Origin of the sequence: Cellvibrio sp. PSBB006 (assembly GCF_002162135.1) — a bacterium.
Taxonomy (GTDB): Bacteria; Pseudomonadota; Gammaproteobacteria; order Pseudomonadales; family Cellvibrionaceae; genus Cellvibrio.
Window position 1 is genome coordinate 3,964,832 of sequence record NZ_CP021382.1, and the last position, 15,934, is coordinate 3,980,765.

Genomic DNA, 15,934 nt, shown 5'->3' on the forward strand with positions numbered 1-15,934 from the left:
ACAGGAGTGACACGTTAATCTGGCCGGCAATTGTGCCCTGCTAACCCTCCACTGCCAATGTTTTTAAGAGGTTTCATAAATGCAAAACGAAAACAACCTGATCTGGATTGACCTGGAGATGACCGGTCTTGATCCGGACAACGACGTGATCATCGAAATCGCCACCCTGATCACCGACGCCGACCTCAACATCCTCGCCGAAGGCCCCACCTACGCTGTCCATCAACCCGACAGCATCCTCGACACCATGGACGAGTGGAACACCAACCAACACGGCAAATCCGGCCTCACCCAACGCGTGCGCGACAGCAAGATCAGCCCGGCGCAAGCCGAAGCGGAAACCATCGCGTTTCTGGAAAAGTGGGTACCCAAAGGCAAGTCGCCCATCTGCGGCAATTCAATTTGCCAGGACCGCCGCTTCCTCGTGCGTGGCATGCCCACACTCGAAGCCTATTTCCACTATCGCAACCTCGACGTCTCCACCATCAAAGAGCTCGCCCGCCGCTGGCGCCCCGACGTACTTGCTGGCGTAAAAAAATCCAGCGCGCATTTAGCGCTTGATGACATCAAGGACTCTATCGCTGAACTGCAACACTACCGCGACACTTTCTTTAAACTCTAAACCGTGCGGCTTCGCACTCGTTACCGTAATACATCCCGTAGGTCGGATTAGCCGCACGGCGTAATCCGACACTGCCCTCGAAAACACCCACCAATAACAAAGTCCATCAACGCGTCACAAAATATTGCGATATTTTGTATTCAAGCGATTGAGCGAAAGCGTTGGATAATATTTCTATGGCGATAAGGAATTATTGAGAGATTCTTATTAAAACCGCACATCAATTCCAATGTTATAGGTGTCTATAAAGTCGCTGGAAATATAGTTTGCATGGATGCTGAATCTATCAGTAAAGAATTTTCGCGTGCGTAGAATATAACTGTTATCGGAATCAGCGGCATCGATATAACTAACGCCGGCGCCAACACTGAATGTGCGATCGAGGTAGTAGTCGCTCACAACATAGATAGAGTAATCACCGTCGTAGTCGTTGTATCCACCTTCGATGTTTATGGCATTGCCGTTCCAGTCGGTGACATATTTGGCATTGAGGTTCCAATGCTCGTCGAGATCTACATCTTCGTAGAAATCAGACCAAATCAGCAAGCCATCAATGGGTGTTACACCCAGTGAGCCGTGCCAACTGTTATCGCTGTCCGTCTCCGTGTCTGTTTCCACTCCTGGATTCAGGTCGTCCTCCATGTAAAACACTGTGGTGCGATACTTTGATTCATCCCGGGTCATACCCGCAGCGACATAAAACATCTTGTTCGGGATAAACAGTTCAATGTCAGCGTTGAGGTTTTCTTCCGTAACAAAGGTTTCATAACGGAAACTGCCATAGGTATCACTGTAGTCCCACTCCTCGTGGAGGTAGCTGACGCTGAGATTGCTGGCTTTTTCCAGGAATGCCGCTTCAGCCAAGGGATGATTGGCAGTATTCACCGGCGAAAAATAGTAGGTTCCGCTGACCCTCCAGGTATCGCTTTCGGAGTCTGGCAATGCTTCTCGGTCACGACGCAGATAATCGAGGCTGATTTCAGAACGGTAGGTTTGGGCGATGGATATATCGGTAGCAAGTAACAGTGCAATAGCCGAGCCGAGCAGGTAATTACGCATGAAAATCTCCTTAATTTCATAAAAGATAAACGCTCTTCCGAGCGGCGCGCAGTTTACCCTTGAGTATGTAAAGTGTCATGAATTAAAAGCGGGTATAGCTGTATCCTTAGGGTCATCGGGAATATAACTTTTTGCAATTCGGTTGGCGTGAAGGCTGCGGCGAGTTAATCTGGCCAAAAGTTGCTCTTATCTGCAAACAACAAATACTGAAAAACAGGAGTGGGTTATGAACGCCGTTAAAAGGGGTATGGGATTTGTTGGTGTGACACATTGGCTGTTGTGTTTGTTGACAATACTTTTGACCATGCACAGCGCGCAGGCAAACGATGCGACCCAAGGTATGAATGCATACGATACGTTGGGCGAGCAGCTGGCGGATGTCATCAACCAGCAGGATGATAAGCGCATGGTCAAGATCTTTAACCTCAAGGATTTTTTTCGTCGCGCGGCAAAATCGGTGTTCACGCTTGAGCGGGATGTCAATGCTTATGTTGCAGGGAGCATGAAAAATGGGGAAGTGCATCTGTCCAAAGTGTTATTTACGTCGACCTATCAACGAAACCCGAATGCGAAATTTATCCGTACCATCAAGGATAACCAGCCCGTGGTCAGGCTTGACTATAGCGACGGTGGACATGAGTACTTGCTGCTGGTGGTGGAAAAGCAAGATGGTGGAAAACTGCAAATAGTCGATTTTTTTCCGCTTTCATCAGGGCAAATGATGAGTGAAACCCTGGGGATCGTATCGCAAATGCTGTACAACCCGAGTGAGTCCTTGCTCAAACGGTTGTTTGGCAGTGTTGAATACAATGAGGCGCTGGGAGAAGCGTTTAAGCGAATCGCTAAATTCAGAGCGGCGGGTAATTACAAAGCAGCCTACCGGGTTTTGCAGGCACAGCCGGAAAATATCAGAACCCGAAGAATTATGTTGCATTCGGCAATCAATCTGGCGGGACAGATTGGTGAGACGGAATACCGCGAACAATTAGCGTTGTTGGACAAATATTATGGCAACGAAGAGTCGGCGGGCTTTTTATTGATTGATCATCATATTTATAACGGCAACTTCAGGCGGGCACAAAAAAGCCTTGATGGTATCGTCGGTTTAATCGGTGAAGATGGTGTATTGATGCTTTTGAAGGCCAACACATGTCTTATCGCGGAAGACTTCGCCTGTTCCGAACAATATGCTCGCAAAGCTATCGCGATAGAACCGGACCTGGAAGATCCGTATTGGACATTAATAAACTGTCAGGTGCATACAGAAAAATATGCACAGGTGGTTGAAACATTGAAGTATCTTGAAGAGAATTTTGACTATGAATTTACCGAAGAGGCTTTTGCTGGCGAGGCACTCTATCAGGATTTTATTCAGTCGCCGGAGTATAAACGTTGGCTGTTGTAGTTGAGTTCAGCGCATAAAAAGGGGTGCGATTAGCACCCCTTTTTACTGGTGGGAACGAAACTATTTATCCATCTCCGCAATCACTTTCTGCAAACCTTTCAACGACGCTTCCACACTTTGCATCGGCGTCATGCCTTCCGGGTAAACTTCTTGCTCAACCACTAACCATAAGGTACCGCCCACAGTGCGGTTAGCAACAATCAGCGCTTCCCAGTCGGTGGTGTCTTTGCCGATGATCGGGTTTTCCTTGTTGCCTTCTTCCGGTGCAGCGGCTTTGTAATGTGTGGTGATGGTACGGCCGGGATAGGCTTTAATAAAATCAATCGGATCTTTACCGGCTACTTCGGTCCAGCCTACATCTTGCTGCAGGATCACGTCTGTCGAGGTGCCTGTGCCGATCACATCCCAGGGCGTTTTGCCTTCTTTGCCGAGCATTTCACCTTTGTGGTTGTGATAGCCGGTGTGCATGCCGTGGGGTTTTAATTTGGCTTGTACTTTTTCCAGATCAGCGGCAACTTCTTTGGCGCCTTCCGCAGTAAATGCGCGGTGGTCCATGGGAATGATCAGGTAGTGGCAATCAATCGCTTTGTAGAACGCGACGGTTTTATCAAAATTTTCATCAGAAAATTTATCGAAGCCGACGTGCGCGCCGGAGGCTTTCAAACCCAGTTTGTTGAGGAATTTTTTCAAGCCTTGTGGATCTTCAGCGTAGGGGCCGAAGTTGCCGGCAAATTCCACACCTTGAAAACCCATGTCAGCGAGTTTCTTTAATGTGCCTTCAAAATCTTTGGCAACATCGTCTTTGATCGACCACAGCTGAACGCTCAGTTGCGGCGAGGTTGGCGCAACATCCGCTGCAAAGCTGGCTGCGCTGCTGCTGGTGATGACGGCCATGGCAAGAACCTTGAGATAGGTTGAGAGTTTCATTGTTGTCTTCCTTTTATTTGCTGCGTTATTAAATGTTACCGAGTTTTAGTTGTTCTACCGCGTAATTGCAAGCGCGTGCGGTGAGTGCCATAAAGGTCAGCGAGGGATTTTGCCAGGCACAAGAGGCCATACTGGCACCGTCCGTCACAAACAGATTGGGCACGTCGTGGGCCTGATTATAGCCATTCAGGATCGAAGTTTTAGGATCTTTACCCATTCTTGCAGTACCCATCTCGTGGATGGACAAACCGGGCGGCCATTCTTCAACAGTGCGTTGCACATTCTTCAGGCCGGCTGACTCCAGCATTTCGGCGGCGGTATCCGCAATGTCATTGAGCATCTTGATGTCATTGTCGGAGTAATCGCATTCAATGTGTAATTGCGGCATACCCCATTTGTCTTTCTTGGTGGGATGCAGCGACACCTGGTTTTCATAACGCGGCAACATCTCACCGGAACCACGCAAACCGAACTTCCATTCACCGGCACTTTTGATGGCGTTCTTAAAATCCACACCGAAGCCATCTTTGTAAGCAAATTGGCTCCAATGTTCACGCGCCGCGCCACCGGCAAAGGAATAACCGCGCAGGAAGTCGGCATCCTTTTTAGTAACGTTGCGGAAACGCGGAATATAAACGCCGGTCGGGCGGCGGCCGGAATAATATTCGTCTTCAAAGCCGGGCACCGTGCCGTTGGCACCGGCGCCGTAGAGGTGGTCCATCAAGTAATGGCCGAGCACACCGGACGAGTTGGCAATCCCGGTGGGGAAGGCTTCGCTGATGGAGTTCAACATGACGTGCGTGGTGCCGAGGGTCGATGCACAAAGGAAGATGACCTTGGCAAAATACTCGCGCGTCTCCAGGGTTTCGCTGTCGATAATGCGCACGCCGGTAGCGCGATTGGTTTTGGGATCATAGATCACGCTGTGCACGATACTGTTGGTGGCAATCGATAAGTTATTCGTTTTTAACGCTGCCGGTAACGTAGAGCTTTGCGTAGAAAAATAGGCCCCGAAAGTACAACCTTTTTGGCACTCGTTGCGCGCCATGCATTGGTAGCGGCCCTGTTCAATATGGTGCGGTGCAGGCTTGGATAGATGCGCACAGCGACCCATAATTAATTTTCGATCGTTGTATTTTTTCTCGAACTTCGCTTTTAAATCTTTTTCCACCGCATTGAATTCAAACGGTGGCAGAAATTTGCTGTCCGGCAGCACGGGAATATTTTCCACCGAGCCGCTGATGCCAACGTGATGTTCTACATAGTCATACCAGGATTCGATATCTTTGTAGCGAATCGGCCAGTCCACGCCGTGCCCGTCTTTGGCGTTGGCGGTAAAGTCGAGATCACTCCAGCGATAAGACTGGCGGTGCCACAGCAGCGACTTGCCACCTAACTGATTGCCGCGAATCCAGCTGAAGGGTTTTTCTTGTGGGGTGCTGTAGGGATGGTCGCGATCATTGGCATAAAAATGTTTGGTTGCATCGTTGAACGCATAGTTTTGTTTTTGAATGTAATATTGCTCGTCGACAATATCGCGCTCGATCTTGCCGCGAAATGGCATCTCCCACGGCTTTACACCTTCGCCGACATAATCCTTGCGGTGTTCTACCGGGCGACCCCGTTCCACCATCAAGGTCTTCAAACCTTTTTCACATAATTCTTTAGCGGCCCAGCCGCCGGTCACTCCGGAACCTACAACAATCGCGTCGAATTTTTCCTGGGTCTTCTTGATATAAATCGTTTTACTCATAGTCTGCTCGATCTGTATTTATTTCATAAACCTGGCTGATTAGAAGTTCAGCGACCAGGCTTTGCCGACAGTTGAAAACTTCACCGAACCTTTATAACCGCCGGGAATGGCCAGATACGCCAGCTCTTTGGACGCACCGATTTCCGAGGTGTAATAGCCAAATACCACCAGCGCTTTCAATTGCTTGAAGTGTTCGCGGTCTTCCGCTGCAAATTCGCCCTGGGCTTTTTCCATCTGCGTTAGCAATTCAACTTGCTGGTCTTTCGGGCAGGATAAAAATGCCTTGCCATAATTTTTTTGCGCGGCGCTATCAATTTTTTGCAAACCGGCGAGCAGCGATTGTTGTTCATCAGCATTGAAACAATAGGCTGCCTGGTAATCGATAAAATTATGCACATCAGCGCCTATCGCACCGGGCGTATCGGTAGTGGGAATAATCAGTTCGCCCAGGTCGCGCACTAACGCCAATTGCTCCGGCTTGAGGAAGCGATTTTTCCGTCGGGATATATCGCGCGGGCTGGTAAAACTTTCGGCCATTAATGACAGCGACGTGGCAGACAGAGCGAGGCCACACAGTGCGGCTAATTGCTTGATTGCGGTACGCCGTTCGAGGTGAATATCGGAAGTGGCTATCACGCCAGGATCAGTAACATTGGGCATAAAAGGGGTACTCGGTTGCTGAAAAATGCGAGGCTTTAATGGATAGTCTAATGCCTCAAAGCTTGTCTGGAAGCCAAATAGACAGGCATTTATTATGATTTAAATGTAACCGTTTACGGCCTCTGTGCAAGAGAATTTACACAACAAAACAATTTCAATTTTGAACGTCACGAGCGGGGGATGCATTTTATTTTGAACAAAAACATCTCATTAGAACTGCATTCTCAATTTTCTTTATTCGGCTATCTATAACGTTCTATCCATGCAGGCCTCCTTGGTGCGTGTTTTATTGCCTCATATATTGTCGATGGTGGCTTAGTGTTCCGAATTTATATTTGATTCAAACTTCTTCTTATTTGAAGGCTCGGCCTTTGCGCCGTGACAAGTATTAAGGCCTGCATATCCTGTAACAATGCTTATCTTGTAACAAATGGTAACCGGTTACATTATTTGTGTTACTGCTTGGCTATACCTTCACTTACTCCGTATTTAATGCCGATTCTCCTTTCTTAATTAAATTCCTTTAAAAACAGAATATTACAGCTTTTTATCAAATTTATATTATTAATTATATCTATCTAATTTACCCTAATGATGATTTGTCCAATGAAAAATAGCTGTAATCATCCTTGAAAATGTAAACGGTTACATCTAAGCTTTGTATGAATCATGGACGCTAAGACTCGGTTAATTCTAATAACACCATTGATGTGGTAACCGGGCTTTAGGTCATGAGAAGCGTTAAAAAAATACATAAAAATTACTCCAAAGGAGTTTCCAAAGTGAATCACACTCATCGATTTAAACCTAGATTATTGGCCTCCGTGATAGCTGCTTGCGCCGTGGCTGGAGCTTCTTCTTATTCAATTGCACAAGAAGACACCATTGAAGAAGTTATTGTCACTGGTGTTAAGGGCGCGCAGGAAAAAGCCATTAGTATTAAACGCAATACCTCTGAAGTTGTGGACTCAATTGCGGCAGAAGATATCGGTAAATTGCCCGATAGCACTATTGCCGATTCGCTACAGCGCGTGACGGGTATTCAGATTCAGCGTAGCGCAGGGCAAGGCGGCATCGTCAGTATTCGTGGCTCTAATGAGATATTAACCACGTTGAATGGTGAGCTGTTTTTAACCGCACAGAATATTCTGAACAGTAACGCGGACTACCAGGATATTCCCTCAAGTCTTATTGCCGGTGTCAACGTATCAAAATCTTCCAACGCCAGACAATTAGAAGGTGGTATTGGTGGTTCGGTAGATTTATTGACACGCCGCTCTTTGGATCTTGACGGCGGCCTCACGAACGTTGTGCGCTTGCAGGCGAGCCAAGGCAGCATTACTGAAGAAACTGATCCGGAAATTAGTGGCCTGATTGGTTTTAACGCGGACACTTATGCGATGTCATTGGCATACGCCTACGCGGATCAAACGCTCTCCGCCAATCAAACGCAAACCCGCGCCGGTGTACAGAACCGCGGTGATGCCTTGATGATGATGAGCTGGGATGGTCCCGTATCAACCAACTTTGTTACCGAGCGCGAACGCCTTGGTCTGAATTACAACTTCAACGCGCAATTGAGCGATTCGCTCGAATTAAATATCGATTCCTTTTATAACAGCATGGATGAAAAACAGGCGGGAAATATGTTCCAGTTCGATCTGGATTCCGTCGGTTGGGATTATGGCCGTATGCAACCGCAAGGCGTTAACTCCGCGGGTGATGTGCCTATTGCCCAAGGTAATTACGCAACTGGCTGGACAGCGAATATGAACTCCGCGTTGCGCGCCGGTGTTAGTTCTAATTTCCGCGAAACCTCGGCACTGAATAATAGCTTTGAATTGAAGTTTGATGGCGGTGGTGATTTCACCGGTAGTGTTCGCTATATCAATTCTAAAGCCACGCGTGAGAATGATGCGCTTACATTAGTGCAACGTCCCTCATCACCCGGACCTGATGGCTTGTTTGATGACGAAGGTTATGTCTACAACCTGAACGGTGATACTCGCCAGGTTAACCCAGGCTATATTGCGGGAAATCACACGACAACGTTTATGGCACACGACGATGGTGTTAGTTGGGAATTTGATCCCGCGTTTGCGCAAGCCATGGGCCAAAGTTCCGCATGGTATATCCATTCCAGTTGGTTAGAAGGCGAGCATCACGAAGCCACTCTGGATGTATTGCGTGCTGATTTCAACTATCACTTTGCCGATGAAGGTTTGACCTCTGTGGATTTCGGTGTGCGCGATGGTACGCGCAGTATTGAGCGTCGTGCATTCCATTACTTTATGCCGACTGGCATTACTGCCTACGATCCGACAGACATGCAAGCTTATGACATGTTGGTTAAATATCATGAAGCAGGTTACGTGTATGGGACTGGTCAGGCGAATGATGGTACCAGTGGTACTTACCTGGTCGAAACCTCCGGTGGCAGTTTGGTTGAGCTGAAAGATATCGGTCTTGAGCCGGTGCGCGGCGTCAACCTGGATGAAGCCGGATTGCAACCATACATGCATCAGGTGTCTGACTTTGGCGCGACGGTTGAATCTTTCAACGCTTCCATCCCTATGATTGATGTCTCGAAAATTGGCAGCAATCTGGCCTTTATGGACAACTTGTATGAAGCGCAACATGTTCGTAAAGATCGTCCGGACCAATCTTATGTTATTGATGAGGATCGCGAATCATTCTACGTCAGCTTTAACTTTGATAAAGCATTAACCGATAGTGTGCGTTTAAGTGGTAATGCGGGTGTAAGACGAGTGACAGACACGCTGACTATTAAACAGAATGTTTATGACGGTAATCGCTTGGGTCGCGATGTGTTTGCAGGCTCAGACGCTAACCATACTTACTATGTCGACGCTGGCGATAAATTCACGACAGTAAAACATTCTTACTTCCTGCCAAGTATTAACGCCAACTTCGATTTTGGAGATGAATACAAGATCAAGGTTTCTTACGACGAGCGTACCTCGCTGCAAGCGCTTAACCAATTTGGTCAGGGAGAATTTACGTCCTGGAGAAGCGGGCAGATTGATCCTGATACCGGGAATCGCTATCAAGCCATCAGTGAAATCCGTTTAGGTGGAAACCCGAACCTCCAACCCTGGAGCGCCAAAGTTTATAACCTTGCCGGTGAGTGGTATCCCACCGATACCACGTTGTTAGGGCTGACATTTTTCTACATGGATATTGGCGGCTTTACCGAAGAGGTTAGAACCACAGATCTTACGCTCGCTGACAGCGATGGTATTGTGCGGGAAGGCGGCACAGTTATCGAGTTGCGCAATGGCTCTAACGCCAGCGTAGAGGGTGTGGAAGTTTCATACCAGCAAAGCTTTGATTTCTTACCCAGCTTTTTAGCTAACACTGGTATTACCTGGAACTACACCTACTCGCCCAGCACTCGTGAAGGCTATACCTTTGCGGCGGATGGTCAGGACGTTCCCTTCAATGCGACCGCTGAAAACCAATCTAACCTGGTCCTGTGGTATAGCGACGAGCGGTTTGAATTCCGTGTTGCCGCTAACTATCTGGATAAACGTTACAACGGTACCGAGACTGGCGTATTGCCGAATGATGATGCGAATAAAGTCCTGGGTGGTCTGCCGGTGTGGGATGACGAGTCACTCTATGTCGACCTGAACAGCACTTATCATGTTAACGATGCCATTGATGTCAGTTTGAATGTGCAAAACCTGACAGAAGAAGGCGCTAACAAGTACATGCATTGGGAAGACTTCCGCACAGAATACAACGCCTTTGAGCGTCGTATTGTGCTCGGTGTCAACGCCCGCTTTTAATCTGTTGTGACGCAAAGAAGAGAATGCTGCTCAGGCAGCATTCTCGATTCATAAAAATAACCAAGATGCATCTATGAAAAATTCACCTTTGCAATCTCTCGTTATCCTTGGGGGCGGTAGTGCCGGATGGATGGCAGCGGCATTTCTGGCAAAAAAATTCCAGGGAGCCACGCTGAAGATCAGTCTGATAGAGTCATCGGAGATTGGCACTATAGGTGTCGGCGAGGCAAGTGTTCCCGCCATTAAATACTTTTTATCTGAGCTGGGTATTTCTGAAAAAGATTTTATCCTGGCCACCCACGCTACATTTAAATTAGGTATTGATTTTGAAAGTTGGTATGAGCGTGACAAAAAATTCTTTCATCCTTTCGCGAAATTCGGTGAAAAGATTGCTGCTGTAGATTTTACGCATTACTGGACAAGGATGCGAAATGCGGGTTGTCCAGAACCGCTGGATAGTTATTCACTGCCAACACAAATGGCACGCGCTGGAAAATTTGCCATACCACGCGGCGATACCTCAATCGATGGAATGGCTAGCTTCAACTATGCCTACCACTTTGATGCAGCACTATTCGCACAATATCTACGTCGCTATGCAGAGGGTTTAGGTGTTGAGCGCTGCGATGCAAAAGTTGAAAAAGTGCAACAACATTCCTCGACCGGCAACATTGAATCATTGTCGCTTCATGATGGGACGGAGGTCCACGGCGATTTCTTTATTGATTGCTCCGGGTTCGCCGGCTTGCTGATTGAAGGTGCATTGCAAACCGGTTATGAAGACTGGAGTCACTGGTTGCCATGTGATCATGCCTTGGCAGTACCCAGTAGTCCGAACGATAGCATTAATCCCTACACGCGTTGTACCGCGATGAGCGCGGGCTGGAAATGGAACATACCTTTACAGCATCGCGTGGGTAACGGCTATGTCTACGCCAGTCAATTTATTGATGACAGCGCAGCACAAGAAGAGCTGTTGAGTGGTCTGGATGGTGAGATGTTAGCGTCACCGAAACTGCTTAAGTTCAAGGCGGGACGGCGAAAAAAAATCTGGAATAAGAATGTATTGGCATTGGGATTGGCCGGTGGCTTTCTGGAGCCGTTGGAGTCCACCAGTATCTATCTTATTCAATACGGATTAACCGCCTTCTTCGAAAATTTTCCGACAAAGACAGAAAATAACTATTTGCAAGACCGTGTTAACGCCATGGTGGCGGAGCACACTCTGCGTCTAAGAGACTTTCTCATTGCCCACTATTGCTTGAATGACCGCCGCGGCGAAACCTTCTGGGATTACTGCCGCAATATGGTTATACCGGGCTCGTTAGAGATCCGTATAGAAGAGTATCGAGCAACAGGCAGTATTCGCCTGGACGAGCTGGATTTCTTCAAGATGAACAGTTGGGCCGCGATATTGAGCGGCATGCAGATAACAGCCAGATACTATCACCCCAAGGTGGAGTATCTGGAGGAGCGTCTGGTAAAGCAGGAACTCGATAATATGAGAAAAGGGATTGCCCGGGTTCTTCCGATAATTCCGGATCATGAGCAATTTATAAAGAACAACTGCTCAATCAGGTAGTTGCCTGGCGGTATCGGTGACTTACGAAATTTTTGAAAAAATAATCGATATATACGGATAAAGAATTTTTAGCTCTGCTGGTAGTGGAGCCTCCTCGTTAGCCCTGTTAACAGGGCTCTTTTTAATTCGTAATACATTTAATTGAGTAGAGGTCAGTATGCCCAAGTGGATTTTATTCTCATTTTTATCGTTGATATGTAGCCAATGGTGTATGGCAGATATTTCCTCGGTAAAAGTGGTCGAGCCGGCCATGAGTCAGTACGAGCGTACGGTGATCGATGTTCAGCTAAAGGCCAGTTGGACCAATCCCTACCGTGAAAGTGATGTCGCATTGTGGGCAACTATTAGCACGCCCTCTGGTAAGGCACTGCGTCTACCTGGGTTTTATGTCAGTGGCGATAGTAAAAAATTATCTAACTGGCGCTTTCATTTTGCGCCGCGTGAAGTCGGCGCTTATCAATTTTCTATTGAGTTGCTGGATGACCAACGCACTGCGGGTAAACCAAAGATTATCACGGCAAATGCAAAAGCCAGCAACAAGCCAGGTTTCTTGCAGGTAAACGATCTATGGACGTTAAAGTTTGATAATGGTCAGTTATTTCGTGGCGTCGGTGAAAACTTCGGTTGGGAACATCGCGACGAAGATGATTCGCGATACTTCAAAGCACTCCATGAAGATCCGCGTTTTACCTATGACGTGATGCTGCCAAAATTACATCGGCAAGGTGCAAATTTTGTCCGCACCTGGATGATCTTCTGGAATCTTCCCGTTGACTGGCAAACCGTAAGCAATGCATCGCGTTATAAAAATTCCAGTGAACGTTTTAATGCCAGTGGTATTGCGCGTATGGATGAACTGGTTGCGTTAGCGGAAAACAATAACATCTACCTGATGTTGGCGATGGACAGTCATGCGGGCTTTATTGGCGAGAATTGGGATATTAATCCTTACAATCGCAAGAACGGTGGTTTTGCATCGACACCGGAAGAATTTTTCTCCAGCCCGAAAGCGCGCCAACAATACCAGGAAAAATTACGCTATCTGGTGGCCCGCTGGGGCTATAGCGCCAACATCGCGGCGTGGGAGTTTTTTAATGAAGTCGATAACGTAATGTATGCGGAAGACAAGACTATTCCCGATGCATTGGTTACGGAATGGCATCAGGTGATGAGCGATTATCTGGCCGACATTGACCCCTACAACCATATCATGACCACCAGTATTTCCCATCGCGATGTTGCCGGTTTGAACGACTTGCCGAACATCGATATCAACCAGCGCCATATCTATAAGGCGACGGATAAAATTCCTGGGACCTTGCGCGATTATTCTGCACAAGCGAAAAAGCCATATGTCATTGGCGAGTTTGGTTTCGAATGGGACTGGAGTATTAATTTTAATGACGTTAAAGCCGGGATGGTGGGCGACTTCAAAAAAGGACTCTGGTACGGGCTGTTTTCGCCTACCCCTGTCATGCCGATGTCGTGGTGGTGGGAATACTTCGATGAGCACGGCACAACGGCGTACTTTGCGCATGTGCAGGAAATCAACCAATTAATCCTGCAGTCCGCTACTCAACCGTTGAAAGACATGGACGTTCAGGTTAATTCGGACCGCGTTGGTGTCTTGGCGATAGATAACGGCAGTAAACAATTTATCTATCTGAACAATCCGCTAGCTCGTAAACAAACGGTAAACCTCCAATTACCGCCGCAATTCTCTGCATCTAAAGCCAATGTGCAGATTTACGACGGAGAAACCGGAACCTACGAACAATTAACTCGCGTCAACAAAGGCAAGTTAAACGGCGTGAAGCTGCCTGCTCATGGCAATAGTATTTTAATTATTCATTGACACCTGGCTTTTGAATTTAGCGCGTTTAATGCAGTAAGCGGTAACCTCTGGAAAACACTTTCACGCGGTGAGTTTTCCGGGGGCTCCATCGTGGTCGTCATCATAATAAAGAGACAATAACATGAAATTATTATTACGCACCTTGTTGACTTTGCTCGTAACATCTTCATCACTGGTCGCCGCCAGTGAGGCCCCACATAAAACGTTAAACCTGCTATACGCCATCCAGGGAACGCACACGCTGGGAGGAATGCACAATAAAGAACCTAACGCCGATCCACTTCGTTATAGCAGTCAGTTAAATGGCATCACCGGAAATTGGCCAGGGTTGCACAGCGGTGATTTTCTATTTGCCGCGGTGGATATTAATAATCGTCAAACCATGATTAATGAAATTATCGCGCAATGGAACGCCGGTGCGGTGGTAAATTTAATGTGGCATGCCTGTAACCCGGTCGGTACCAGCCCCTGTCAATGGAGTGGTGGTGTTATCGCGGAACTTACTGACCCCCAATGGGCTGATTTATTGACCGATGGCACGGTGTTGAATAATCGCTGGAAAGCGCGAATGGACGAAGTGGCGGTATTTCTCCAACAGTTAGAGGATGCGGGCGTAGAGGTGATGTTTCGCCCTCTTCATGAGATGAATCAAAGTTTGTTCTGGTGGGGTGGGCGGCCCGGTGTTGATGGTACGGCCAGGTTATATCAATTAACCCACGATTATTTCAAACACACCAAAGGTCTTTCAAATTTAATATGGGTGTGGAACCTGCAAGATTTCAGCACGCTGCCTACTGATGTAGATGATTATGATCCGGGGCATGAATACTGGGATGTTTTTTCCATGGATATGTATTGGAGCGATGGTCAGGGGTATACCACGGAAAAATATAACGCCATCCGCAATAAAGCGGCAGGCAAGCCCATTGCGATTGGCGAAGCGGAAGACTTGCCCAGCCCTACGCTGTTTGAGAATGGTCAGCCCGACTGGAGCTTTTTTATGGGCTGGAGCGAATTAACTTTCAATAATTCTAACGAAAAACTCAATACAATCTTTCATTCTCCGCGCGTGATTACGCGTGATGAAATGCCCGGCTGGGACAATATCAGTTATCAGGTAATCCAGGCCGAGGATTACACCAATATGGACGGCGTTGAGACGGCAACAGTAGTAGACGGCACGACAACGGAGGTTGTTGGTTCAGTCGATGCCTGGGATTGGATGAGCTATGCGAGCATTGATATTCCGGTGGACGGCTTATATACCTTTGCGTTTCGCGTCTTGAGTAATGCCGGTGCAACTCTGCAGTTGGAAGGTGCTGGTGGTGTCCTGGCAGCGCGCGAGATTGCTGCAACAGATGATCAGTGGATCACCGTGTATAAAACCGTTTCCTTGACCCAAGGCGCCTATGAATTTGGAATTAAATCCATTGAAGGCAGCTTCAGCCTTAATTGGTTTTCGCTGTCATCAGTACATGGAATTGGTGATTCCAGTGGGTCATCAAGTTCTCAAAGTAGTTCATCGGCGTCATCAGTCAGTCCAGTAACCTATCCAATCCATATTGAAGCGGAGAGTTACAGCAATATGGACGGCGTTGCACAGAGCACTGATGACGATGGCGGCGCGACGACAGTTGTCAGTTCATTTGACGCTTGGGAGTGGATGAGTTACTCCGCGGTCAATTTGCCTGAGTCTGGTTCGCATATCATTAGCTATCGGGTGAAAACATCGAGTGCAGCGATACTGCAACTGGAAGAAGCTGGCACCGGTGTTTACGGCACGATCACTATTCCGTCGACAGACGGTGAGTGGACAACAGTTACCCAGACTGTAGAGCTTGATGCTGGCATGCGTTCATTTGGCTTGAAAGTTACCGAGGGTTCAATCAGCTTGAATTGGTTTAGCGTGGCTTGCGCCGAATGCGTTTCTTCCTCCAGTTCTTCTGATGCGTCGAACACGAGCGCCAGTAGTGCCACTTCATCGGCATCTTCAATGAATTCAAGCAGCAGTACTGCGTCAAATGCATCGTCCAGCATTTCGTCAAGCGAAACTGGATCATCATCCTCTGCTCAGGCCAATTCATCTGCACAACAAAGTTCAAGACGATCATCGGGTGGCGGCAATACATCGATAAGCTTGCTGCTTCTTTTGACGTTATTATCTATCGCCAGATCGGTAATGCTTGCGCGTCGTTATTAATCTACTCACTTTCGAGGCCTCCTGGTTGAGGCCTCTCCTTTGTCTATCACCTGTTTAGT

The 15,934-nt window shown here is 47.6% G+C and carries 10 protein-coding genes; 6 read left to right on the forward strand and 4 right to left on the reverse strand.

From position 1 onward, the window contains the following. Positions 1-79 precede the first annotated feature (79 nt). The gene (orn, locus tag CBR65_RS16515; RefSeq protein ID WP_087467876.1) at positions 80-622 is read left to right on the forward strand and encodes an oligoribonuclease; all 543 of its coding nucleotides are present in this window, start codon (positions 80-82) and stop codon (positions 620-622) included. Between the two features lie 207 nt (positions 623-829). On the opposite strand, the gene CBR65_RS16520 is transcribed toward orn, so the two are convergent. Continuing rightward, positions 830-1,681, reverse strand: a complete 852-nt coding sequence (locus tag CBR65_RS16520; protein ID WP_087467877.1) for a putative porin — start codon at positions 1,679-1,681, stop codon at positions 830-832. A 226-nt stretch (positions 1,682-1,907) separates the two neighbouring features. Here CBR65_RS16520 and CBR65_RS16525 point away from each other — a divergent pair, with 226 nt between their 5' ends. Beyond that, complete coding sequence (locus tag CBR65_RS16525) at positions 1,908-3,086, forward strand: hypothetical protein (protein ID WP_087467878.1); 1,179 nt, start codon at positions 1,908-1,910, stop codon at positions 3,084-3,086. Between the two features lie 60 nt (positions 3,087-3,146). On the opposite strand, the gene CBR65_RS16530 is transcribed toward CBR65_RS16525, so the two are convergent. Genes CBR65_RS16530 through CBR65_RS16540 form a run of 3 tightly spaced genes read right to left on the reverse strand, consistent with a single transcriptional unit; the run spans position 3,147 to position 6,426 of the window. Beyond that, positions 3,147-4,013, reverse strand: coding sequence for a sugar phosphate isomerase/epimerase (locus tag CBR65_RS16530; RefSeq protein WP_087467879.1), 867 nt, complete (start codon positions 4,011-4,013; stop codon positions 3,147-3,149). Positions 4,014-4,041: 28 nt separating this feature from the next. Continuing rightward, a complete protein-coding gene (locus tag CBR65_RS16535; RefSeq protein WP_087467880.1) occupies positions 4,042-5,766 on the reverse strand; it encodes a GMC oxidoreductase in 1,725 nt (574 codons plus the stop codon). A gap of 39 nt (positions 5,767-5,805) precedes the next feature. Then, the gene (locus tag CBR65_RS16540) at positions 5,806-6,426 is read right to left on the reverse strand and encodes a gluconate 2-dehydrogenase subunit 3 family protein (protein ID WP_087467881.1); all 621 of its coding nucleotides are present in this window, start codon (positions 6,424-6,426) and stop codon (positions 5,806-5,808) included. 782 nt (positions 6,427-7,208) lie between these two features. Here CBR65_RS16540 and CBR65_RS16545 point away from each other — a divergent pair. From CBR65_RS16545 to CBR65_RS16560, 4 genes are all read left to right on the forward strand, one after another. Further along, the gene (locus CBR65_RS16545; protein ID WP_157672120.1) at positions 7,209-10,238 is read left to right on the forward strand and encodes a TonB-dependent receptor; all 3,030 of its coding nucleotides are present in this window, start codon (positions 7,209-7,211) and stop codon (positions 10,236-10,238) included. Between the two features lie 73 nt (positions 10,239-10,311). Further along, positions 10,312-11,820, forward strand: coding sequence for a tryptophan halogenase family protein (locus tag CBR65_RS16550; RefSeq protein ID WP_087467883.1), 1,509 nt, complete (start codon positions 10,312-10,314; stop codon positions 11,818-11,820). Positions 11,821-12,031: 211 nt separating this feature from the next. Next, positions 12,032-13,675, forward strand: a complete 1,644-nt coding sequence (locus CBR65_RS16555; RefSeq protein ID WP_198300767.1) for a DUF5060 domain-containing protein — start codon at positions 12,032-12,034, stop codon at positions 13,673-13,675. Positions 13,676-13,796: 121 nt separating this feature from the next. Beyond that, positions 13,797-15,875, forward strand: coding sequence for a glycosyl hydrolase (locus CBR65_RS16560; protein ID WP_087467885.1), 2,079 nt, complete (start codon positions 13,797-13,799; stop codon positions 15,873-15,875). Positions 15,876-15,934 lie beyond the last annotated feature (59 nt).